We start from the raw sequence: 24,982 nt of genomic DNA on the forward strand, positions 1-24,982 counted from the left end.
TTCGATCCTGTTCAGCCGGCCTGAGGTAGTCATGCAGATCTATATCGGGGGAGTGTTATTCATGAAAAAGAGAATTCATAAGGGTATTTTGGTTGGTCTGGCACTGGTATTAACAGGAGTTCTGGCAGCATGCGGATCGGATAGTGGCGGGTCCAGTGCGGCAGGAACATCGGGGGGAGCGGAAGGCGGCACAGAAGGGCCCAAGGCCATCGAACTGCTGAATGTTTCCTATGATCCAACGCGGGAACTCTATGAACAATATAACAAAGCGTTTGCGGCGCATTGGTTGAAAGAGAAAGGCCAGGAAGTGACCATCAAGCAGTCCCATGGGGGATCGGGTAAACAGAGTCGTTCTGTTATTGACGGACTGGATGCAGACGTGGTGACGCTGGCGTTGGGATACGATATTGATGCGATTGAAGATAAAGGTCTGATTAACGAAGGCTGGCAGGATAAATACGAGTATAACAGCTCTCCGTATACCTCTACGATTGTATTCCTTGTACGTAAAGGTAATCCAAAAGGCATCAAGGACTGGGATGATCTGATCAAAGGGGATACACAAGTCATCACACCGAACCCAAAAACGTCCGGCGGGGCGCGCTGGAACTATCTGGCGGCATGGGGATATGCCCTTAAGCATAATAACAATGATGAAGAGAAAGCGAAGGAATTTGTTGGTGAATTGTTCAAACATGCGCCTGTGCTGGATTCGGGTGCTCGCGGGTCTACGACAACGTTTGTTGAACGTGGCATTGGGGATGTGCTTCTTGCTTGGGAAAATGAAGCTTTCCTATCGGTAAAAGAGTTGGGTCCGGACAAATTCGATATTGTCGTGCCTTCGGTTAGTATCTTGGCTGAACCACCCGTTGCAATTGTGGACAAAAATGCAGACAAAAAAGGAAGCCGCGACGTGGCGGATGCCTATCTGAAATATTTGTACAGTGAAGAGGGACAGACGATTGCGGCTGAAAATTATTACCGCCCAACGCTGGACAGCGTGGAGGAAAAATTCAAGGATCAGTTCCCGGCGCTTGAACTGTTCACGTTGAAAGATGTATTCGGCACATGGCGGGATACTCAGGCCAAACATTTTAATGACGGTGGTATCTTCGACCAGATCTATGTTCCAGGCAGCTAAGATTGCTCTGTTTAGTGAACACCCGATCAATCGCGCTGTGAGCGGCCAACCAGCCCTACCGGCTGAAGGCAGAGAGGATGAACGTGCATGAGCAAGGTGATGGTGGCGCGGAGACGCACATTGCCGGGATTTGGATTAACGATGGGTTACAGTGTGTTCTACCTAAGCCTGGTTGTACTTATTCCACTGGCTGCGCTGTTGTTTAACTCCACAGGACTGACGTGGGCAACCATGATTGAAGTTGCGACCAATCCCAGGGTGCTGGCTTCATTCCAGGTCAGCTTCCTGACCGCAGGTGCAGCGGCGCTGATTGATCTCGTGCTGGGGTTACTCCTGGCATGGGTGCTTGTTCGGTATGAATTCCCGGGTAAAAGGCTGTTTGATGCGGTCATTGATCTGCCTTTTGCCTTGCCGACAGCGGTAGCAGGGGTTGCTCTTACGGCGATCTATGCCGGCAATGGCTGGATTGGTCAGTTTGTAGAGCCTTTGGGCATCAAGCTGGCCTATTCACAGGCCGGGATTACGCTGGCGCTGATGTTTATCGGAATTCCATTCGTAGTTCGCACGGTGCAACCGGTGTTAGAGGAGCTGGAGGCGGAGGTGGAAGAGGCGGCTGCCACACTGGGAGCAGGAAGATGGCGGATATTCCGTACCATTCTGCTGCCGGATCTGATTCCGCCACTGCTGACCGGTTTTGCTCTGGCCTTTGCCCGGGGCATTGGTGAATATGGCTCGGTTGTATTTATCTCAGGTAATATGCCGATGAAAACGGAGATTGCCCCCTTGCTGATCATGGCTAAGCTGGAGCAGTTCGATTATGCAGGCGCTACAGCTGTAGCTCTGCTGTTGCTACTGGTTTCTTTCATCCTGCTGCTGATTATTAATTCCTTGCAACGTTGGAGCCGGAAGGCGGGCAGGGCATGAGAATGAAACATGATGCAATAAGGATATTAAAAGACGTCACTCACCCAAACCAAAGGAGGTGCGGCATATGGCGGGTTCCGTTCCACTGAGCCCTGTTCCACCCGTACGAGCTGGCCGCGGAACGAACCGTGCAACAACGGAAGCTCCATGGGTCAAATGGTTATTGATTGGACTGGCGAGCTTGGTACTCATATGGCTGCTTATATTGCCACTGGCCATTGTGCTCATGGAGGCGTTGAAGCAGGGATGGGGCGTGTATATTGCCGCTCTTACCGAGCCGGATGCCATGTCTGCACTGAAACTCACGTTATTGGTTGCGGCGATTACAGTGCCGCTGAATACGATATTTGGTGTGGCCGCTGCCTGGGTCATTACCAAGTTTCAGTTCAAGGGCAAGGGACTCATGATCACGCTGATTGATCTTCCCTTTTCCATCTCACCTGTGGTGGGCGGGTTGATCTTTGTATTGGTCTTTGGTTCCAATGGGTGGTTTGGGCCGTGGCTGTCCGAACATGATATCAAAATCATTTTTGCGCTGCCAGGCATTGTCATAGCAACGTTGTTTATTACCTTCCCTTTCGTAGCGAGAGAACTGATTCCGCTGATGGAGGACCAGGGAACCCGGGAAGAGGAAGCGGCGGTTACGCTGGGTGCTTCCGGGTGGCGAATCTTCTGGAGTGTAACCTTGCCCAACATCAAATGGGGGCTGCTGTACGGCATTATTCTGTGTAATGCCCGTGCTATGGGTGAGTTCGGAGCGGTATCTGTGGTCTCCGGACATATCCGCGGAGAGACCAATACACTGCCGCTGCATGTGGAGATTTTGTATAACGAATATCAATTCTCGGCTTCGTTTGCCGTAGCTTCCCTGCTCCTGATTCTGGCTCTTGCCACGTTGCTGCTCAAGAGCTGGCTTGGACATAAAGCCGTTTCAGAAAAGTGATTATGAGAAGAAGAAAATACAGATTGACAGCTACTGGAAGCCCTGATAATGTATAAACCAAGTATATAGGTTGGATAAGAATGATTTATAAATCCGTTGGATGACAGCGTACTTAGGAATATGGCGGGCAATAGCCCGAGAAGAGGAGGCGGCTCTATGGCTAAGCCGTTAAAAGTGGATGAGGTATGGTTGGACCGAATTGCCGGACAGCTGAATGACATGGAGTTTGGTTCTTTGCATATCGTGGTGCACGAAGGTCAGATTGTGCAGATGGAGCGGACCGAACGCAAGCGTTTTGAAAATACGCCCTCAGGCAGCGCCTCCAAATCCGGAAGCACGGCACGAAGCAGTTCAGCCCGTTCACTACGCGGATCAAATGCGAGTGCAAAGGGATAGAGAGTGCCGTTGTATCAGGGAAGGATGGGTGTATAGGAATACACATGTATAATCCAGAAACTCATGGGAAATGTATGTTTCACACTGTCCTACCTATTGCGCACGACTTGTTTCCTTATGCTCCTTATACCAATGATTCGCTTCAAGCAGCACCTGTTGCCCACCTGCATCCATGAATTCTTCCACAAAGGTATCGAAATACCCCACAGGCTGATCGCCGGTGATGATGGAGATGTACGCTCTGTCTCTCATGCGAATCAATTCAGATGAATATTGAATCAGGGCAGGGGTTGCAACCTCCAGGCGATTATAGATACCATTCTCCGTCAACCCTGCAGATGCAGCCCACTGTTCACGTTTATCCGAGGGTGTACCTGGAACCGTCATGCCGATACTTGAGCCGATCATATTAATATAATTCTCCATTCTGTTGTATGGGTAAAGTAAATGGAACGAGTTTGGATCTTCAGCGCTCCAATTCCAGTGTTTTCCTGGAAGGCCATACTCCATTTTGATCTGCTCCTCCGGATCGGGGTTGGCACTTACATAATCGAGTATCTCCAAAATTTTCTCCAGTTTCCCCGGCTCCTTCGCAGCCTCAGCACCTATAGCAATAAAATTCATCAGCAGATTGTTCCCTTTTGAACCGCTATGTCCATCAGGACCAATAACAGGAGAACCAAATACAACCTCTGCAGCTGCGTTCTTCTGTAACAGCTCATTAACATTGAACGAGGCTCCCACAGGGGTTGCTTGGCCATTTTCATTGAGGACACTGTAGTCTCCCTCTTGATTCCAATGATAGTAGTTGCCCATCGAGGTCATCCCAATTTTTCCATTAATAAAAGCATGGGATAGATGTTTATAACCACCCTTATTTTCGCCGGTTATAAATTCAGGGTCGATAATCCCGTCCCGATACCACTTTTGCATATAAGTTAGGGCTTTTTTCATCTCCGGCTCCAAAGCGCCGATCACGAGTTGGTTGTTTTTTTCATTAAAATACAGCTGCTCGGTGAAAACGGTCTGTCCAAAGGCGCCAAACACGACATTTAAGCCCTCTCTGGATAGGCCATACGTATCCTTTTTACCATTCCCGTCCGGATCATCTTTGGCAAAAGCATACATAACCGTCTCAAATTCCTCTAATGTCTTCGGTACGTCCAGACCAAGCCGCTTAAGCCAGTCCTCTCGATATACGACAGGAGTTCGATAGATGTTGGTCTCATTTATGGCCGGTATTCCATATAAGCTGCCGTTTATTTTTCCATACTCCAGATAACGTGAGTCATAATTGCGAATTCGCTGTACGATATTTGGCGCATATTGTTCAAGTACATCCGGGGGGATTTCCGCTAAAACCCCCTGCATTTGATACTTCAGCAGATCATGCGGCTGCCTAATCCGGAACAGATCCGGTATTTTACCTTGAGCAAGCTCCAGATCAAGCAGTTCCTCGTACCGCTTGTTCTCAAGGTTCCACACCTCCAGATCGACATCAAACCGATCCTCAATATAGGCAATCATCTCCGCGTCTTCAGGAACAGGAACATTTTGATGCATGGTCCAGGATATCGTGTATTGTGGTGCTGTCTCCTTCTCAGCGCTTGCTAGATGGTCTTGCTGTTGCACTTGTGCTGTTTCTCTTCCTAAAGAGGTACACCCACTTGTAAATACGAGAAGGAGGAGCATTGCGGAATATAGACATATCTGTCTTGAAAGGTTGATGTTCATAGCAGCTCCTTTACTAATTTTAAATTCTATATAGGTTCAATTTAACATTTACACAATAACGGAGAGGACAGAAAGAACCTGAAGAAGCGAAGCTACAAGTTTTCTGTAAGAAAACTACTTCGAAAGCATACGCTACGCCTAAAAGCTTTCTGAAAGAAAGCTGCATCGGAAGCATACGCTATTCCCGGATTTCCACTTTTAGAAAAGGGATCAAAGAAATCTGGGAATAACAGCGATCGGAAGGTTGTTCTGTCATCGGAGTGTCCGTGTAAATATTCCTAATTGACCCTATATAGATCCCTGTTCCATTAGACTGCGCATAAAGTTTTTTGGCGTACAGCCGTGAATTTCTTTGAACTTTTTAATGAAATAAGCAGGGGTTCGGTAACCGACAGTACTTGCGACCTGCTCAACCGTAATTTCGCGTTGTGTCATGAGTTCCCGTGCGCGTTCCATTCTCTGATTCGTAACATATTCGGAATAAACAATCCCGGTTTCTTCCTTGAAAAGTTTACTGAGATATTTAGAGCTGATGAATACTTGCTCTGAGACATGATCCAGCGTGAGATCGCCCGATAAGTGCTCACGAACATAGGCTTTGACAGCCGAGATGGTATCCACACTTCGTACCTCACTTCGCTTCTCCATATGCATCACAAATTCGGTGACGAGATGAATGATCCATTCCGAATAGCGGTTGATATTGTAGAACAATGAAAATTGCTTGTACAAATTCAATGAATTCGCCTCGGCGGGCTGCCAACGAACCTGATTAATACACTCAGCGTAAATAGATACCGTTTTTAATAAGATGATCCGACTGTATTCGGCGGAATAGGGGCCTTCCTTTAATGTCGCGACCAATTCCTGAATGGCCTGAACCGTACCTTGCACATCCCGAGTCTGCAATTTCTTCTCAAAATTTACGAGGTATGAGTCCGAAATTTCCAAGCTGCTGGCTTCCCTGTTCAGAAGATCAAGATCCTGAATGGCAGATTGCTCGGGAAAAAAGTAGCTGTATCGAATCAGGGTATTCGCCTGATGATAACTTGTGTGAATCTTCGTGAAGTGTTCTACCCATCCGCCTAACGATAGTACAAATTCCAGACCAAATCTGCTGCTCGCCTCAGCGTGAATAAAGTCTACAATGTGATCAGAGAGAGGTGCCTCCGGTTGATTGGTACAGATGATGACCGCGATTTTGTGATCCTGCAATTCCTCTGCCAGCAGTTGAGTTCCATCCATTTCTGCGATCTCCAGTTGCTGGATCATCGTATACAACGTATGCTGCAACTGTCGTGGCTGCAGATCCTTCCACTTCTCATTGACAGGGTCAATGACGATGCAGCGAAAGCGGGAGTAAGCCATCGAAATGTGAACAGATTGCAGTTGCTCCGTAAGTTCCTCAGGTGTAAATCGATTATTTAACATATTAAGCATGATACTATGCTTAATCATTCTGTGATTGGCCTGTAAGGTTTCTTCAAGACTATCAACTTTATTGGACAGACTATTAAACGTTGTATCGATGAACCGATATTCGTCCTGCTTTAAGCTGGTTGGGCTATCCATCCGGCTCTTGATGTTATTCAGGATTCGCTTAAGAGGACTATAGTTGGCCCTGGTAAAGATAGACGACATCGCTATCCCAACCGCAACAGCCAATAAACCGAGAAGAACCGAAATCTCCTTCAAGCTATCCAATTTATAATAGAAGCTTTCATTAGGTGTGGTGGTGTAGATTCTCCATGTATTTCCTTTAAATTGATCTTGGGTAACGACATGAGAGTCATAGTTAAATACAGGCGTGAAGCTCTCATCTGAAGAATGAAAGGTGAGCAGCGACTGCGTCAGATTCTCCTCCGTGGAGCTGCCTATCAACGTTTTGTCCGCGGCAGATATGACAGTTCCGTCCTGGTCGATGATTAATGTATTCGCATAGTCAGCAGGGAGCATATTTTTAATGATCTGACTGATCGCTGACTCTTTGATATCAATCGCAATCATGGCCGTACTGTCCTGTCCAGACGATTGAAACGGGTAACTGTGGACATAGGAAATCAGAGGACTCATGTTGTCCTGTTCCCGTGATTCGATATAAGCATCCTGAGGCACCATGCGAGTCTTCATCCATAAGGAGCTTTCTGGAGTCTCTTTCATCGCAGCAATCCAATCCGTCGTATGATCCACACTCGAAGGCGTGTCCTCATAGAGCAATAGCCCATATACAGATGAGACAATGAAGTGGTTCTTCGTATCGTACACATGAATAGCTTCAATGAGATCGGAATAATTTTGCACCATATTTTTGAGGGACTGTTCGATGTCCAGGATTTTGCTATGGTTTCCTTTTAAGCTATCTAGATCGATACTTGCAGCGTTACCGAGTGCCAGGGACAGATAAACCTGATTCACCTTCTGGATAACGGAGCTCTCAATAGTATTGACAGTGCTTTTCAGCGAAAGTTGATTATTGATTCGAATTTCTTTGCTGTATTGATGGGAGAAGAAGAGGTATAGAATGGAGCCGAAAAGAAGCGCAATGACAAGAACGACAGCAAGGTAGGAAAGAACCATTTTGGATCTCACAGATTGAAATGGCTTAAGCATTCTTTTTCCCCCTTCATTTCTCTTTTCTAAACAACTTCATCATTATATAGCAGGCCGAGGACTAGAAATCATGTTGATCGAAATTTAACAAACTCCCACTCCATAATTTACTTTCAGTTAATAAAGCGTTTACAAAAGTAGGTATTTTAATTGATAAATGTAGTATCTAACTCCATTGTTGTTGGCATATAAGCTCCGGAACGTACGATTTTGATATAAAACGGAATTTGTTCTATAGATGCGAAACGCTCCCTAATGCTACAGTAACGGCAGATCAGACATCTGTATAGAGTCTTTCTTACTCATTTGCAGATGCAGAAGCAAAAAAATAATTTACCATAACGGGAGCGTGTATTTGCAAGCCATGAGAAAACCACTTAAAAAGTCACTGGCATTACTTCTAATGTTGTCTATGGTTGGTCCGACATTTGCAGAGAAGAGTTTTGCAGCCGATCAGAAGATTCAGTTCTCTGATATTAAGGGACACTGGGCGGAAGCAAATATTCAAGCATGGGGTGATGAAGGATTAATTCGAGGTTACCTGGATCGTTCATTCAAACCGAATACGTATATTACCAGAGCAGAATTTATGAATTTGGTAAACGGTGCTTTTGGATATTCCGGACAAGCTAAAATTACCTTTAACGATGTGTCTGAGAGTGCATGGTATTACGAAGCAATTTCTATTGCAAATGCGAATGGATATATAGATGGATACACCGATGGCACAATGAAGCCACAAGATCCGATCACCCGTCAAGAAGCAGCTAAAGTGATCGCTGGCATTTTGAATCTGGAGTTAAATGAAACAGCAGCGAATGTATTTAGCGATTCATCGTCTATTGCGGCGTGGAGCAAGGGAGCTGTAGGTGGAGCGGCAGCAGCGAAAATTATCTCCGGTTATGCAGATGGAAGCTTCAAACCGCTTAATTCCATTACGCGTGCCGAAGCGGTGTCTGCGCTCGTTAAGGCTGTGGAAACAGATGCTACTACAGCTGCCAAACCAGCTAAGCCAAAAGGAACGGCAACCGTACTGAATGTTAATCCCCCAGCAGATGAAGCTCGGTTATCCGCCGTGAAGCACGGAGCCAATGCCGGAGACGACACCTTGAAAAATATTGCCGAAACCAATCCGTTTATTGATATTTTGGACGGTTTTGATCAAGTATGGTCCATGAACCAAGCGGATTGGAGAGATGGGACAGCGGCAACCAAAATTGGAGCTGACGGCAAAAATGCAAAGTATGGAGATGGACCGTCCCCATATTATGATGGCTTTAAAAACGATCCAACCGTAGCTGTCGCTGATCAGAAAACATATGCAAATGAAGAGATCCGAAACAAAGCGACTTGGGAAGCCAATATCAAATATGTAGAAAAGGTCACGCAAAATCGCACGGCTGAAGAGACATTGGCAGCCTATTATGATGACCAAAGAGATAAGATCTATAGCGTGATGGAGGGCTTTGGTCCGTTGGCTAACACGTATGTAGATATCATCAAGCCAAAGACAAACGTTGAACGAACGGTGGACGAAATGAATGTGGTATTGACCGAAGAAACAGTGGAAGATGAAAGCCAAGGCATTGGAGATTGGGAAGCAAAGACGGAACTTTCAGACTTGGTCAATTTAGTTGATCTGGTTCGATTCAAAATTCCTGCCTCATCTAATCCTTCTAAATATTTCTACTCTTCCCCTAGACCGTGGAGAATGAATTCCAATGGAGAAGTGAAAGAAGTTGTTGACAGCAAGGGACTGCCTGTATGGGAAACCTTGGGCGAAGGTGAGAAAAAAGAAGTACCTTTGGCTTCAGGCGGCACCAAATCAACAGGAGAAAAACATTACCAGCAATACGAAACTAACGTTAAGCTTATTCCTGCGTTAACTTATGTCAAACGAATCGCTGAGGATGGAAGAGGAAAAGATGGCGCATTTCCGAGCGGACATACCAGTGCAGCTTACTTATCCGTATTTCCTTTGGCATACGCTACACCAGAACGATTCTCTGAATTGTTAACGAGAGCAGCTCAGTTGGGCGAGAATCGAGTCGTAACAGGGATGCACTCACCGCTTGATATTATAGGAGGAAGAATACAGTCGACAGCCATGGCTGCCTATGCACTTAATCAGGCTGAGAACAAAGATGTGTTAGAGAAAGGCTATGAGAATGCAGGAGAAGTATTTGGAGCTGCAGCCAAGGAAAACAATATGAGTCTGTATGAGTATGCACACACCGTAACCGAAGATTACACGTTCAAGAGTGCTTACGATGAACACAAATGGGAAGATCATGATGCCAATAAAGCCTTCTATAGAGAGAAGATGACTTATGGTCTACCACAAACAGGAACCAAAGGGTTGGCTCCCGTTGTACCGCAAGGAGCAGAAGCTCTGTTGGAAACACGTCAACCGTATTTAACAGATGAGCAACGCAGACAAGTATTGTATACAACATCCATTGACTCTGGATATCCTGTACTGGATGAATCCAAGGGCTGGGGTAGAATTGATCTGGTCACGGCTTCGGATGGATACGGTGCATTTTTGAACAATGTAACTGTGGATATGGATGCTTCCAAAGGACGGTTTAATGCAGAAGATTGGTGGAGAAATGATATTACGGGTAGTGGAATGCTTACGAAAAAAGGAACAGGAACCCTTACATTGACAGGAAAAAATAGCTACACAGGCGGAACCTTACTGCAAGCAGGAACATTGGTAGCCGAATCCGCAACGGCTTTTGGTACGGGTGATCTGTATGTAGAAAATGGAACAGTTGTTGTAAATGTCGATGGAGCATTAACCTTGAATAGAAACTTCACCATGGATAAGGGGACGCTGGAATTGGTTGTCGCTGATGGCAACAGTCAACTGAATGTTGGCAGAAAACTCTATATTGAAGGAGGAAGTCTCAAACTCGACTTGTCCAACTATAAGATTGAAGGTTCCAAAGATATTACGTTAATCACGGCTAATGGAATTACAGGTGAATTCGACAGTGTAACGGCAGATGGTTATGACGTTACGGTCACGTATGAAAAAGGTCGTATCATTGCACATGTTGTAGCCAAATAATGAAGTAATTATTCCATGATACAAAGTGAACTAAAGAATGTCACACATGCGACTTCGATGACAGAATAACCTTACGATCATTCTTCGCGAGACAAAATTAGTAATATAGAAAAGGGCTGAAACTACATTGTAGTTTCAGCCCTTTTTGCGTACAGATACGTTGGATTTAGAGCGTTCTTTCAAAATCTACTGAAAGCCGAGACGTATATTAACGAGTCCAGAGTTGGAAAGCGTGCTGCATACTGAATAAGAGCAAGCGATCAGGACTTCACAAAGGTGGCTTCCCTATTTTCCTCTACCAATGAAAATTTTCTTTTCGTAAGGGAGGGACACGAGCTTGTCCTCTCAGTCGCTCTTGGAACAGAGCATGAGCAGGGATTGAGCGCTAACGAATCTGAGGCGTCGTATTCAAGGATTTGAAACGCCCGCAGAAATCTAAAGAATCTGAGACACGTTATATCGAAATGTACGGCGTTTTAGAGCATTTTTATCGAGCGATTTTGGGAAATAACGTGTCTGAGGTTCTTTACAATTTTGAAAGAGGCTGTAGAGGTAATATAAGACGTTCTGTGTTCCTTAGAAAATCGACTGGCTACTCAATAGGAACAGCCAGACGGGAGCTCGATAATTTTGGGACACTGACATTCATCATCGTATAGCATGCCGAGTAAGGAGACACGACCTGATCGGTGGAAATCCAGCCGAGAGAGGAACGAGTCTCGTATCATCGAGGTGGGTATCTAAGTTTAATCATACGGAAGCGGCTGGATGCGTAGGTTATTCGTCGGTGTTGGTACCAGATGTACGACGTGTATTCCCTTCTATCTCCGTAGAGACTTGCTTCGTAGGTTCCAGATCCGTATGTCCTGCGTAGGGGCGATCACTGCGAGAGCGCGTCCCAGTCAACCCGAAACCCGAAGTAAATATAATCAGCTGTAGTCCCAGTGCATAGGGTGCAGCAACAGGTCCAATCAGATGGAGCAAGGAGCATAGGGCGATCAGCAAGGAGAGCATTTTGGTTACTGTACGTGACCTATCCCGTCGTGGGCTGGCCCAGAGCAGGTAACCATATATTATGGTGATCATTAGGGAAATTGCGCGAATCCATGGCAAGATGTTGTCCCATGAGTCCACAGAAACGTCCAACATCCGCTGACGAAATACCAGATCTGTAACCAGAAACCCTGTGGCCGCCAGTGCGGCAGGTTCGGCTACAGGCCGAAGGATGGTCCAGACCGCTGTGCCCCAATGATCTGCAAGAGTATCCCGGCTGAGTTCATCCGATAATACGGTGCACTCCCGTTCCAGTGCTCTGTGCATCAGTCCGATTCTGGCAGGATCATGATCCTTAATACAGTCACGGATCTGGTCCTGTAGCTGAGGGGATAGGTAAGATGCAGCTTTGCAGGCTAACATTGCCGTTATCAGATCGTTATGTTCGTGTTCCGACCGTTCATAATTCCGATTTTCCTGGATGGTAAGTTGTCCCAAGAGGGCTGTACTTATGTATAATGTATCTCGTATCCTTTGCATTCGCCTTTCGTGGCTGCGGCGAACTTCAGTGGCAGACCATATGTATATTCCCAGAAGCAAAGCCATGACGCCAAGCAGCACAGCCACAGCACCTGGGCGTGATGTCAGATCCTCAATCCAACGTTGAAACACACTTGTTCCTCCTTTGCAGCAACTTCACGTATCATGAAACACGCTTCACGTAAGCTTTCTCTCACTATTACACAGGAAGTAGATGAATTCAAGCAGAAAGGGGCACAATTCATGGATCATGTGAGTATTGAACACACACCACCCGCAGCAGTGGAGTATCTTGCCTTGCGGCAGATTGCCGGCCTTAGTGCAATGAGCAGGGAAGGGGCGGAGATTGGATTACCGAATAGCCTGTTTGCCGTATGTCTGCGTGAAGAGGATATGCTGATAGGCATGGGGCGAGTGATTGGAGATGGAGGTTGTTTCTTTCAGGTCGTCGATATTGCTGTACACCCGGATGTTCAGGGAATGGGGTATGGAAAACTGATCATGAGCGAAATTATGAATTATCTGCGTAAAGCAGTACCTGCCCGTGGTTTGGTCAGTCTGCTGGCGGATGTTCCGGCTGATCAACTTTATGCTCAATTTGGATTTGAATACACCAGCCCAAAATCGGAGGGGATGTGGTGGAGGCAGGGAGACTAGTGAACTAGTTAAAAACATATTCGGCGAACCTTTGGATATCCAAAGGTTTTTTGCTTTACAACCATTTATTTACAGGTATAATGTAAATTGAATCCAATTTACGATTTACAAATTACGATATACGCGTGCACTCGTGAAGAATGGAGGAATTGAATATGTACAATGACCAGAAAGCTCAGTTTAACCAGATGGTGGAACGATCTGTGGAGCAGGCGAACAAAAATCTTTCGGGAGCCAAGGGAGTTGTTTCCGTTCGATTAAGTCAGGAAGAGATTGATATCATAGATCAGCTTGTATTTCTTGAATTAGCGAAAAACCGTTCTGATGCGACTGCAATGTTGATTAGGGAGGGTATACGAACCCATCAGACCTTATTGAACGAGATACGCGAGTATACGGCTGAACTGGAACGGGTAAAAGCCAAGATACAACAGACCATTCGAGATTCAGGTTTGGTTACGCGTCTGCATCGTATTAGTGATGATGAATCTGTTACGTACGAGGGAGAGGTGCGTGAAAAAGATGAAAAATGAAATTCGCGGCGACAGCTATCGAGCGGTTTTGCGCCTTCCTTCTTTTGTTGTGCTTCTTGTTGGTAGATTAATTTCTGGCGCAGGTCAGATTTTATTTTCTATGGCGACGATGTGGTATATCCTCCAATTAACGGAGTCGGCACTTGCTGCCGCACTGATTCCGATGTTGCCGTACTTGATCTATGCATTTTTGGGTATTCCCTTGGCTACGATCAGCGATCGCCTGCCGAAAAAGCAACTTTTGATCTGGACAGATATATTGCGTGCAGGCGTAGCTTGCATATTGGCTATTTTGTTCATGACAGGATCCATGCTTCCGTGGCATATTTACGCAGCCAATCTGCTCATTGCAATCCTTGGTTTTTTGTTCAATCCGGCAACCCAGACAGTCATCCCCGCTATTTTGCCAGAACCTGCAAAACAATTAGCTCCAGCCAATGCACTACTCAACTCTTCCTCCAAAACGATTGAATTGCTTGGATACGCCTTGGGGGGAATATTGATCGCGCTCATCTCCGTTCAGTCCATCCTGTTCATCTATGCCGTTACATTTCTGCTATCCGCCATATCCATTTTTTTTATCCGCATCCCTGTAACCAAAGTAGTGAAACAAAAAGGAGTCTCCGGTTTTGTTAAAGATAGCATGCAGGGAATTACATTCCTGTTTTCCCGTAAAATTTTGGCCTGCTGCATTATCTTTGGAGCTATTATCAATTTTGCGGGGGCGCCACTGCACATTTTCACGCCGATTTTTGCCAATATGGTGCTGCAAGCCGGACCACAAGGCTACGGTCTGCTTCAGTCAGCCTTTGCCGCTGGCAGTATTGCAGGTTCTCTGCTCAGTGGTAAATATGCCAAACGACTCTCGCTCGCTCACTGGTTTTTGATCAGTTATCTCATCTCAGGTACAAGTTTGCTGCTCATGCCGATGTTTCCTAACCTGTATATCGCGATTGCATGTTCATTTTTGTTGATGATGGGACTTGCTCTTGTGAATGTACCATTGGTTACTTCCATTCTTTTATCCACCCCGGAAGAAAAGAGAGGACGTGTCATGAACAGTATGGGTGTTTTGATGAGTGGCATTAGTAATCCGCTCGGGTTGTTGCTGGGAGGGTGGTTCATTGAAACGTACAACCCTTCATGGGTGTACATGGGGATTGGTACATTTGTTATTTGTATGGGCATGGCAAGCCTATTTGTCCGACCTTTCCGTGAAGAACGTAGCAAGCGTACCCGGCAACAAACGACCTCGATGTAGTCTGAAATCTGATGTCATATTGCGCCTCTTTTTAGTCTGAGGAAACAAGTAATTTGACATGATCAGGCGAAATAAATGGATTAAGTAAATAATTTATGTAAAATAATTCAATTAAAAAGAAGGAATATCAAATTTTATGTAGAATTTGGTTTATAAGAGGGGGAGACAAATGGGAGGTAATATATCATGGAAAACAAGGAAATTTTATCTGTACAGGATTTGATGGCACTAGAGGTTGAAGAGGATAACAACATGTTTGAGGAAACAAGCTTGTGTACAGTGTGCAGCTGGACTAGCTCACAAACAATCGTTGTTGAGAGCTAGGAACTTCTTTTCACGCTCTATTCACTGAATCATTTGAAAGATAAGTCTTTGATTTTCGCGCATTACTAAAATAATTGTACCTCCCCCTCTTACTTTATTCAAAAAGGAGTGATTCTCATTGAAATTCGCAAGCGTAACCCCAAAGAAGGACGCCTTTGAGAACGCTTTGGAACATATAATCCGGGAACTTCCCCAATCCATCCAATGGTCGAATGACGGCCATTGGATTTGTTTTAGACCGGAAAAATTAAGGCTTCCCGCACAGGGCTGGAAAATTCATCTGTCTGTTATCCCTGTGGAAGGAGCTGAATTGTTGCGACGCATTGCACCTGTTCTCACAGAAAATGATGTGCAATGGAAAGTAGTGAGCAGCGGGCTGAAACTGATTGAAACATCTAACGGTTCCATACCTCTCCCTCAGACTGGGAAGTGTGTCACCATCTACGCACGAGACGAAGAGCAATTCTTGAAGTTACTTGAGCTAATGCATTCATGTACACGTGATCTAAAAGGACCCGCTATTCCGACAGATCGGGCATACCTAGGTAGCCAGTGTGTATTTTATCGTTATGGTGCATTCACTGATCGTTTCTACTATGACCGGTACTCGGGTGCAAAAGTGTATGCCATCCAGAATCCAGAAGGCATGCTGGAGGAGGATCGAAGAACACCTGGCAGGTATAAACCGGAGTGGGTGAATGAACCTGAGGAGTTACTGCGGATTCAAGCCATGGAGAAGAACCAGGCTGCTTCTCGTCACTCCGATTCCAATAACAATGAGTTTGGTATACGAAATATTCGTGTGAGACGTGTACTCAAGAAATCCGGCAAGGGAGGAGTATTTCTCATCTCTGGCACATCCTATGAACAGGCTGTCATGAAAGAAGCGGTCTACCGCATGCGTGTAGACGGTGGTGGGCGCTCTGCTCATAACTATTTGGATAATGAGTATCGCGTGCTTGATCTGATGAAGGATACGGGGGTTACCCCAAGGCCGCTTGATCTGTTTAGTACTGAAAATAACCGCTATCTGATCCTGGAGTATTTTGAAAGCATCAGCTTGCGTGAATATATACATCGCAGACATGTAGCCGCAGATTACAACCGGGCGGATATGCATCGGATGGGTATACATATTCTCAATATGGTGCAGCAATGTCACGATAAAGGAATTGTGATCAATGATCTGACGCCCAACAATATTGTTGTGCTGACGGACGGAAGTGTACGCCTGATTGATCTTGAACTGGCTTATGTCAGAAGTGATGAGAGTCAGGCTGATCCATTGACCGGTCATACTCCGGGCTATGTACCACGGGGACGTGAGCACAGCAGGCGATCCAGTTATGCGGATGATCTTTATGCACTGGGAGGCGTCTTCTATTACATGGCCTCATCCATCGACCCCTATCTGAAATATCGGCAATCCCATCTGGAAGCTGCACAGGCTTATCTGGATCATCAGAGTAATACACAGCTCCGTGGCTTGGGAAGTCTGGGCATCGAGATCATGTCAGGCGGATATGTGGAGTTATCAGAAATTCGTAAAACACTGGTTACATTGCTGGAGCGGCAAGAGGTCAATTCAGGAGGAAGCAAGGATGTAATAGAGAAAAATGAATGCAATATGGAGCCAGAAGAAGTACTCCGTCAGGCCGAGCGTATGGTAAACACATTGTATACTTCTCTTGATTTTAATAACCCCTTGCAACTGTTCCCGGAAAACAGCATGGGCAAGATGTTTCATCCGGCGAATTTCAACTTTGGCTGGACAGGGATGATCTTTGGTTTTAATCACCTTGGTCAGATTACACAAAACAGACAATACCATCAATATGCGTATGAAGTATTGGAATGGATTTTGACGAATCACCCTTACGTTCCAGATGAGACACCTGTAGCATTATACTTTGGATATGGCGCTGTTCCCTGGGCAATGGCAGAGACGGCTGAACGAATAAATGATCCATCGTTGCTTCGACGTGCAGAGGATCTGGCATTGGAAATCACCCGGCATGAGCCAGTACAGACCAATATTAGTCATGGAGCGGCGGGGTTGGGATTGATGCTGCTTGAAATATACCGTATTGGCGGCCGCCCTGAACTTCTGGCAAGAGCAGAGGAACTTGGTGTTTATATTTTGGAACAAGAAGAGCAGACAGATGAATCATTGAGTTTGTGGAAAGTGAAAGATAAATCGGACAAAAAAGGCCATCATTCCCTTGGATTCTCTCATGGCATCGCAGGCATCGGATATTATTTGCTTGCCTTGGCGCAGCGTACAGGAAAGGAAGCGTACTATTCTGCTGTGAAGCGAATTGTAGATACACTTGATCGTACGAGTCATGGAGGACAGAATGGCGTGAGCCTGTGGCCTGCATCCCCGGAAAAACCGGATACACTCTGGGTACATTGGTGTAATGGATCGGCGGGTATAGGTCGATTTTTGATGGCAGCGGCTGATATTTTACAAGATCCCCTCTGTACCAGACTTGGTCTTCAAGCAGCGGATGCAGTGGCACAGGCAACGGTATTTGCTTCTTTTGGGCAGTGTCACGGAATTGCAGGCAATGGAGATTTTCTGCTCTTGGCTAACCGCAAGTTCCCAGGCAGATATGAAACCAAACTAGCGGAGTATACACAGAGTTTGTATGTATTGCGAAGTGATCCACAGGAAGACATATGGATGTGGCCTCTGGAGGACATGGAGTCCTTCTCCCCGGATTATATGACCGGTTATATGGGGATCTATACATTCCTGCTACGCCGTTTTTATCCGTCTGTTACATCCGAACCACTGGTTTATTCAGGTTTCGATTATAACAGGGAGGGGAAAGCGTATGATGCTAACATCCATATCTGACATCCTGCCGCAATGCCAGCACGAATCAGGGAAAACGGGGGATCGCTATTATGCAGTTGAACCTGGAAATGAGAATACCCTATCTTCGTTCATGATGATTGATCAGGGTGAGGGGCAGTACACATTGGATTTATGGAGTGAAGCACATTCCAATCCTTATTGGGGAGATCGGATGTCATCCGTTTTGGATAAAATCACATGGTCCTCTCTATATGCAACTGCTCCTGCCTCATTTCCGTGGGAGAAGCTTGGATACCGGGCGGATGTTCTTGCCCATCGGTATCGATTTTTCGGCAAGTTGAAAGACGTTCCCGTGCCGGTTATGCCTAATGAAGACGCGGTTTGGATGTCTGCGGAGGGGCAGGCGGATTCCCTTGCACACTTGCTCCAGGCCAGTGATCCTACCTGTCCAGGTTGGGAAGCTGCTCGTCAAGCTATCGGAGATATTTATCAGGGTGTATATGGCAAGCTGCTGAAAGGTTCCGGGCTTGTGGAACTGGAGGGAAGTAAGATTGGGGGCTGCCTGTTAAGCGATGAGTTTGGGAGTGTACTCCTTGCTCATATATTCACAATACCAGAAGCGAAACGTCAAGGTTGGGCCCGTTGGCTTGCTGCATATGGTCTCCATCGGTACAGTTCAGATCCGGATCAGCGGATTAAAGCTTCACTTGATGCAAACAACCGGGGCAGTTATCAATTGATGACGGCGTTGAATTTACAACAGGTACCTGAACTTATACACGTATGCCGAATCACGAAAGAGAGTGAACTTTCATGATGCCTGTCTCACTGGAAAGTACGGATTATCATGATCTGAGAAGTAAATGGTTTCGTGTGAGTCATGAACCTGGATTGTTTGTTGTTGAAGGGACATCAGATGCGGTGAAGCATGAAGTTCACAAACTGAAAACGCATTGGCAGGATAAGGTTATACAAATTGCGGTTGGTGATCCGTATGCTACTCTCCCGCTGATCTATCAACTAAATCCATTTCAGCCAATAGATGATCTTGTGGCATGTAAAAATGCGTTATTGAGATTCCAAAGATCAGGGTGGACGCCTGGTAATCGGAAATGGGTTCTGGTTGAAGTATCTTCCTACCTTCACCCTGCGGATCTGGGAGCCATCCACTATATCTTGTATCGACAGAAGCTAAGGGGAGTAAGCGTAGTGCTTTTTTTTCATCGCTATCCAACCATGGCGAGTCATCCTGAGGACATACCCAAACTTCCGGTATCCCTTGTCAGGGATACGCCCGATCAGACCCGACGTTTGTTGGAAGAACAGCTACAAATGGTAAGCAAGGATAAAGGGAAGGAAAAAGAGGCAGCATTGGCGCTTTACAATAGGCTGGCCTGGGTTTTGTTATCCAAATCGGCTGATCCGGCCCGCTACAGGTCCTGTTTTCATTTTTTTGACCATAATTCGTTATTTCAACGGTTGTCGGCGACACAACAGGCAGTACTCTGGTTTGAGTTGGGTCAGCTGTTGACCAAAAACGGGAAGCATTATACCGAAGCGCGACACTGTTATTCCAAAGCTCGGGAAACCATTGCCCATGAAGAGTTAACTGAAACGTATCGTACTGGGAAATGGGCTGCACTTGATAATGGTGAAGCATTAATTGAGATGCAGGAGGGCAATGTAGAACGCGCAATTACGTTGGAGCAACAGGCGGGTCAGCGTATACGCCAGCTTCCTGATGGACCCGATCAGCAGGTTTTTCAGATTCAAACGCTACTAAACATTGCGGGCTTGCAGCTCCGAGCGGGTCTTTATGCAGAGGCAGGTAAGACGTTGCTGGCTGCGGAGAAGTTTTGTGTTGATGCGTATGTAGATTGGTTGGGGCATGTACTGCAATTAAAAATGGTATTACATCAACAGCTTGGTGAGCAGGAGCAGGAATATGAACTGTTGATTCAGTTGTTACGCATGAAGACAAACACTATCCATTCCAAACTGCTTGGCCGTGCCGTGGAAATCGCTGGCGCGCTGATTACTCAAGGATCAGAGGAACGGGCATCCCGGGTGTACCGTCTATTGATGATGGGGCTGCCGGTTGCCAGTCTGCCACAGATCAGATTGATTCGGGAAACATTAGGCAGACTGGGGACCGTTACGCCCCTAGATGCATACACGCAGGACCAGTATATTGATAAACTGGAATCGCAATTGGAGGGATGGGAGCAGTTAAAGAGCTGGAATGAGAGGAGGAAATCCGGTTGGGTTATCCATTCTTGACACGAATGAGCGTGAATAAGGAACGAACGAGTATGCTCTTGGGCTATGATGACAATACATGTGAATGGTGCAGTCTTGATGATACAGGCCGCATGGATAGCCGGCAGATCCTTTCTGAACATGAGACAGAGTCAGAGCAGCACACGCAGCATATTCAGTTTATGGGCAGGAACCGTGTTCTGGTGATTACACAGGACAAGACGGGGAAATGGCTTCATATATACGAGGATGAGGAGCAAGCAAGGCTGGTTCAGAGTCTTTTTGTGAAGTTTCCATTTCCTGTGATGCAGGCCGCTTGGCAAGAGGGGCAATTAATTCTGCTATTTTCCATTAGACATCGTTCAGGAGCTGTTCGTATAGGTCTTTACGATCCCGAGAAGGATGAGGCGCGATGGGTTACTCCTGATCTGGACAACCCGCAATTTGTATTCTGGTCTGCATCAACACGAGAGGTTGGTGTAAACGTTGGTGGATTTGGAAGAGTGTACTCGTATTCCGAAGATATCCTTCCATCATCCAAAATACCCTATAAGGAGTATGCCTACCCTGTGATGGATAAGCAGGGGGATCTGATAGCCGTTTCTATTCCTGTGGAAGATGGCTTCCAGCCGGGATGGATCAGGCAGGGAGAGGATCGGGTGCATGAATGTTCAACGGATAGCCAACCCTTCTCTGAACTGATCAGAATGCAACTCGATCTACATCAACAGCTAGTCCTCTGCGAAGGGATAACCTGCGGCAGGTGGCAATATGTTCAATATACATTGGACAGAGAGAAGAGGTATGAGCTGTATGATTATCCGGGAATCTTGACACAGGCTGTGCTCAGCAGGGACAGGCAGGGCTTGATCGGAAAATATGAATCTATTGTAAGTCCTCCGGTGCCGGGGATATACCGGTTTTTGGAACAAACGCGTACGATTACCCGTTTCCCGGTTGAGCGAGATGAGAGAATTGGCAAGCATCCTGACGAGGAACCCGATGTAATCTATGGATGGGTTCGTTATGGACATGAGATGATTCCGTACATGGACATACACCCGGAGGGCGCAGAACAGGTGGTTATCTATCTTCATGGCGGACCTCATAATTGCCTGTTTGACAGCTTTAGTCCGGTCATCAGCGGATTATATCAGGCAGGAGTGCGGGTTATCGGGCTGAACTATCCCGGTAGTTCAGGGTTCGGCACGGATTACAGGATGCGCATTCAGAACGATTGGGGCGGCGTGGATGCAGATGTCATCCAATTCATGCGGGAGCAGATGTTATCTTCCTATTCACACGTATCTCTCTATGGGGTGAGCTATGGGGCTTATCTGGCATTGCTGGTAGCAGGTAAAAGTCCGGCGTTATGGAGTACTGTGGTTGCCTGTGCACCGTTTACGGATCTGGAAGGACTGTACGCAGGCGGAGGAGCGAAGCTGAGATCATTCTTGGAAACTGAAATCGGTGAGCTTTTGCATGATCCATCTGCCCTGCGGGATAGAAGCCCAACAGCTTATGTATCCGGACTCAGTGAGGTGGATATTCAGCTCATTCATGGTCAGGCTGATCAACTGTGTCCCGTAGAACAGACGGAGAGGTTATATCTGGACATCATGGAAAACAAGCAAATGTCTGGTGCTACAGGCAGGATTGAGCTTCATATCGAGGATATGGCGCATGAAGCTTATTCGGAGCGAATCTGGGCGCAGAAGGCTGTTGATTTTCTAACCTGCAGTAGAGTATCCACGTAAGATAAATACGTGATGTTGAAGCCGCAAATGCGGCTTTTTTGGCTATATTTAAGGTAACGATATGGAAAGGAAATGTTGTTGGGGAAGTGTTGTTCGTGGTCTGATGCGTAGCTTGAGAGGTTAAGCGAATGAACATTAACGTTTACAAGATGTCACATCCGGTTTAAGATGGCGTGAGCCGTTTAAGGTATATAACAATAGGATTAAGTATTAAAATAACGGTAAGTTGACAAGATGATATCTACAGAAAAGAGGGAATTCATATGAAAGTAGCCATTTTTGGAGCAACCGGAGCAATTGGCAAGACGATACTGTGGGAGCTGATGGATCGTGGGCATGAAGTGACAGCGGTAGTGCGTGACCCTTCGAAGGTTGAGATGGTGCATGAGCGTTTGCGTGTAGAACAGGGAGATCTGCTTAACCCGGATCAGGTGGCTGACTTTGCAGCGGGTCAGGAAGCGGTTGTGAGTGCATATGGACCGAAGTTTGGTGGAGAAGAAGAGATGCTGGAAGTGACACGTTCGTTGATCGAGGGTGTGCGCCGGGCAAAAGCAGGACGTCTGGTTGTAGTTGGTGGAGCGGGAAGTTTGCTAACCGATTCAGGTGATATGCTGATGGATACGCCGGGATTCCCGGAAGAAGTCAAACCACTGGCAAAAGCACATGCAGAAGCATATGACCTGATTGAAGCATCAGGTATTCACTGGACCTATATGAGCCCTGCTGCAACAATCACAACAGGACGTCGGACTGGCCAGTTCCGAGTTGGTATGACCCGTGTGATTACAGATGATATCGGGGAAAGCTCAATTTCTGTTGGTGATTTTGCAGCGGCTTTGGTGGATGAACTGGACGATCCGCAGTTTATCCAGGCACGGTTTACGGTAGGTTATTAAGCGAAGACGGGCTTTGGAATGGATAATTTAATCTGAAGGTCTCGTACACGGAATCGATAGAGTTTTCGATGATGTATCGATTGGATTGTGGTAACTGGATGAGGTAAGGGGAAATATAGTGATACACATATAAGATGCAGCGTTTAGGTGCAAAGTTGCTACTTTTAAGTATGAGATGAGCTTGTCACGGGGAGGGATGAACGTTGTTTATCGTAACCGCTGAACAAATGAGAGCTGTGGACGAGTATACCATTCATAAGCTGGGTATTCCTGCTGCCAGTCTAATGGAAAATGCAGGCCGCGCCATAGCCGAGGAAGTCATCAAGCTGTGCCGGGAAGGGCAGGCAGCAGGCCGGCTTGTGGATTCAGGGCAGCTTGGCTATAGCAGCAAGACCGATGCGAGGCGGGCACACACCGGGCCCGGTGATTGGCAAGGTTATGGTGGCGACATCATCGCCGATCCGGCGCTGGTGATGGAGCGCCCGGGAGATCAGCAGTGGTACATGCTGATCGGCAAGGGCAATAATGGCGGCGATGGGCTGGTGGCCGCGCGCCATTTGGTTGAAGCAGGGCTTGGCGTGACATTGGTCTACGCCGACGCCCCTGATGCACTGCAGGGCGAAGCTGCAGTGCAACGGGATGCCGCTGCGAAGCTTGGCATCCCCGCTCTTGTCCACGGGCGCGAAGCCGTGGACTTCAGCCGGTGCACAGGCATCGTGGATGCGCTGCTGGGCACCGGGTCGCGGGGGGCGCCGCGCGGAGCTTACGCGGCGCTGATTGAGGCGGCGAACGATAGCGGCAAGCCGGTCGTGTCTGCCGATGTGCCAAGCGGGCTGGACGCCGACACCGGAGAGGTGTACAAGCCCTGCATTCAAGCCCGGGTGACTGTATGCCTCGCGCTGCTTAAGCGCGGGCTGGTGCAGTACCCGGGCGCTTCTGCCGCGGGGCGCATTGTGGTGCGCGCTATCGGCATTCCCGCGCGGCTTGCGCCACAGCATGGCCCCTCGGTCCGTCTGCTGACGGACGAGGTGCTGCGCGGTGCGCTGCGCGTGGATACAGGCCGTCTCCGGGCACCGGACGGCCACAAGGGCACCTACGGCCATGTGTTGCTGGCCGCAGGAAGTCTGCCGATGAGCGGCGCTGGCCTGCTCTCGGCCAAGGCCGCGCTGCGCGCAGGCTGCGGGCTCGCCACATGGGCGCTGCCCGCGGCACTGCTGCCGCATGTCATCGGCACCGTGCCCGAGCTCATGCTTGCTGCCGCCGCCGATGGAGACAGCGGCGAATGGAACGCGGCTTCCGCGGGCGTCGTGCTGCGTCTCGCGGAGAGCCGCGACGTGCTCGCGACCGGCCCCGGCCTCGGCCGCTTCAAGGGCGACACAGACTGGCTTCGCCGTCTGTGGCAACATACGGATCGTCCGCTCGTCATCGACGCGGACGCCCTCAACATGCTGGCAGACGCTGGCCCACATGGGCCTCGCGACTGGGGCCAGCGAAGTGCGGCGACAATCCTGACGCCGCACCCTGGCGAGATGGGTCGACTGCTGGGCATGTCGACCCAAGAGGTGCAGCGTGACCGCATTGGACACGCTGCAAAATACGCCCGCGAGCAGGGCGTGACCCTTGTGCTCAAAGGAGCACGAACGGTCATCGCAACGCCAACCGGCGAGGCGTACATCAACACCACCGGGAACGCCGGCATGGCGACTGGCGGTGCCGGGGACGTATTGACCGGCATCATCGCCGGTCTGCTTGCCCAAGGGCTCAGCGCGGAGCAAGCCGCCACGTTCGGCGTATATCTCCACGGACAGGCCGCCGAACGAGCAGCACTGCTGCGCGTTGACCCGTCGTCCCTACTGGCCGGAGACATCATCGACGCACTGTGAGGATGGGGCAGGTGCGAGACAAGCTCGCGGTTTTGGGTTACTGTCTATGACTAATCATTTCTAAACTGCAAGTGACCCATCGTCCCTGCTGGCCGGAGATATCATCGATGCACTGTGAGGATGGGACAGGTGTGGGACAAACTCGCGGTTTTGAGCTACGCCTATGACGATTCATTTTCAAACTGCAAGTGACCCAACGAACCAGCGCATCAAAAGTAGATGAGTGCACGT

Annotated in this window: 18 protein-coding genes; 15 read left to right on the top strand and 3 right to left on the bottom strand. The window is 47.7% G+C overall.

Going from position 1 to position 24,982, the window contains the following annotated elements; genetic code table 11:
- The first annotated feature begins 61 nt into the window (after positions 1-61).
- The 4 genes from V6669_RS02620 to V6669_RS02635 all read left to right on the top strand — a co-directional run bounded on the left by V6669_RS02620 (position 62) and on the right by V6669_RS02635 (position 3,404).
- Positions 62-1,141, top strand: a complete 1,080-nt coding sequence (locus V6669_RS02620) for a sulfate ABC transporter substrate-binding protein (RefSeq protein WP_338590451.1) — start codon at positions 62-64, stop codon at positions 1,139-1,141.
- 87 nt (positions 1,142-1,228) lie between these two features.
- Entirely contained in the window at positions 1,229-2,065 is an 837-nt protein-coding gene (cysT, locus tag V6669_RS02625; RefSeq protein ID WP_017690928.1) for a sulfate ABC transporter permease subunit CysT, read from the top strand.
- Between the two features lie 67 nt (positions 2,066-2,132).
- Entirely contained in the window at positions 2,133-3,008 is an 876-nt protein-coding gene (gene cysW / locus V6669_RS02630) for a sulfate ABC transporter permease subunit CysW (protein WP_074093283.1), read from the top strand.
- Between the two features lie 156 nt (positions 3,009-3,164).
- A complete protein-coding gene (locus V6669_RS02635) occupies positions 3,165-3,404 on the top strand; it encodes a YezD family protein (RefSeq protein WP_036607453.1) in 240 nt (79 codons plus the stop codon).
- Between the two features lie 93 nt (positions 3,405-3,497).
- Here V6669_RS02635 and V6669_RS02640 read toward each other — a convergent pair whose 3' ends face one another.
- Positions 3,498-5,138 carry an extracellular solute-binding protein gene (locus V6669_RS02640; RefSeq protein WP_338590457.1) on the bottom strand — a complete coding sequence of 547 codons (1,641 nt, stop codon included), beginning with the start codon at positions 5,136-5,138 and terminating at the stop codon, positions 3,498-3,500.
- A 288-nt stretch (positions 5,139-5,426) separates the two neighbouring features.
- Positions 5,427-7,748, bottom strand: a complete 2,322-nt coding sequence (locus V6669_RS02645) for a helix-turn-helix domain-containing protein (RefSeq protein ID WP_338590459.1) — start codon at positions 7,746-7,748, stop codon at positions 5,427-5,429.
- Between the two features lie 364 nt (positions 7,749-8,112).
- Here V6669_RS02645 and V6669_RS02650 point away from each other — a divergent pair, with 364 nt between their 5' ends.
- On the top strand, positions 8,113-10,824 hold the full coding sequence (locus tag V6669_RS02650) for an S-layer homology domain-containing protein (RefSeq protein ID WP_338594821.1): 2,712 nt from the start codon (positions 8,113-8,115) through the stop codon (positions 10,822-10,824).
- A gap of 777 nt (positions 10,825-11,601) precedes the next feature.
- Here V6669_RS02650 and V6669_RS02655 read toward each other — a convergent pair.
- Positions 11,602-12,489 (bottom strand): hypothetical protein, encoded by an 888-nt coding sequence (locus V6669_RS02655; RefSeq protein WP_338590461.1) that lies wholly within the window; start codon positions 12,487-12,489, stop codon positions 11,602-11,604.
- Positions 12,490-12,600: 111 nt separating this feature from the next.
- Here V6669_RS02655 and V6669_RS02660 point away from each other — a divergent pair, with 111 nt between their 5' ends.
- The 10 genes from V6669_RS02660 to V6669_RS02705 all read left to right on the top strand — a co-directional run bounded on the left by V6669_RS02660 (position 12,601) and on the right by V6669_RS02705 (position 24,751).
- Positions 12,601-13,014, top strand: coding sequence for a GNAT family N-acetyltransferase (locus V6669_RS02660; RefSeq protein ID WP_253429549.1), 414 nt, complete (start codon positions 12,601-12,603; stop codon positions 13,012-13,014).
- Positions 13,015-13,169: 155 nt separating this feature from the next.
- The gene (locus V6669_RS02665) at positions 13,170-13,547 is read left to right on the top strand and encodes a hypothetical protein (RefSeq protein ID WP_047840324.1); all 378 of its coding nucleotides are present in this window, start codon (positions 13,170-13,172) and stop codon (positions 13,545-13,547) included.
- Positions 13,537-14,808, top strand: coding sequence for an MFS transporter (locus V6669_RS02670; RefSeq protein ID WP_338594822.1), 1,272 nt, complete (start codon positions 13,537-13,539; stop codon positions 14,806-14,808). The genes V6669_RS02665 and V6669_RS02670 overlap by 11 nt, the downstream gene beginning before the upstream one ends.
- A 186-nt stretch (positions 14,809-14,994) precedes the next feature.
- Positions 14,995-15,132: a hypothetical protein gene (locus V6669_RS02675; RefSeq protein ID WP_161799395.1), complete on the top strand. Its 138-nt coding sequence runs from the start codon at positions 14,995-14,997 to the stop codon at positions 15,130-15,132.
- Between the two features lie 118 nt (positions 15,133-15,250).
- On the top strand, positions 15,251-17,995 hold the full coding sequence (locus V6669_RS02680) for a lanthionine synthetase LanC family protein (RefSeq protein WP_338590471.1): 2,745 nt from the start codon (positions 15,251-15,253) through the stop codon (positions 17,993-17,995).
- A complete protein-coding gene (locus V6669_RS02685) occupies positions 17,973-18,773 on the top strand; it encodes a hypothetical protein (RefSeq protein ID WP_338590473.1) in 801 nt (266 codons plus the stop codon). Before V6669_RS02680 ends, V6669_RS02685 begins: the two co-directional genes overlap by 23 nt.
- On the top strand, positions 18,770-20,236 hold the full coding sequence (locus tag V6669_RS02690; RefSeq protein WP_338590475.1) for a hypothetical protein: 1,467 nt from the start codon (positions 18,770-18,772) through the stop codon (positions 20,234-20,236). Before V6669_RS02685 ends, V6669_RS02690 begins: the two co-directional genes overlap by 4 nt.
- Positions 20,218-21,972 (top strand): prolyl oligopeptidase family serine peptidase, encoded by a 1,755-nt coding sequence (locus tag V6669_RS02695; RefSeq protein WP_338590477.1) that lies wholly within the window; start codon positions 20,218-20,220, stop codon positions 21,970-21,972. The genes V6669_RS02690 and V6669_RS02695 overlap by 19 nt, the downstream gene beginning before the upstream one ends.
- Positions 21,973-22,235: 263 nt before the next feature.
- Positions 22,236-22,868, top strand: a complete 633-nt coding sequence (locus V6669_RS02700; RefSeq protein WP_338590479.1) for an NAD(P)H-binding protein — start codon at positions 22,236-22,238, stop codon at positions 22,866-22,868.
- Between the two features lie 203 nt (positions 22,869-23,071).
- Positions 23,072-24,751 carry an NAD(P)H-hydrate dehydratase gene (locus V6669_RS02705; protein ID WP_338590481.1) on the top strand — a complete coding sequence of 560 codons (1,680 nt, stop codon included), beginning with the start codon at positions 23,072-23,074 and terminating at the stop codon, positions 24,749-24,751.
- Positions 24,752-24,982 lie beyond the last annotated feature (231 nt).

The organism is Paenibacillus sp. Y5S-9 (assembly GCF_036894235.1).
Classification (GTDB): Bacteria; Bacillota; Bacilli; order Paenibacillales; family Paenibacillaceae; genus Paenibacillus.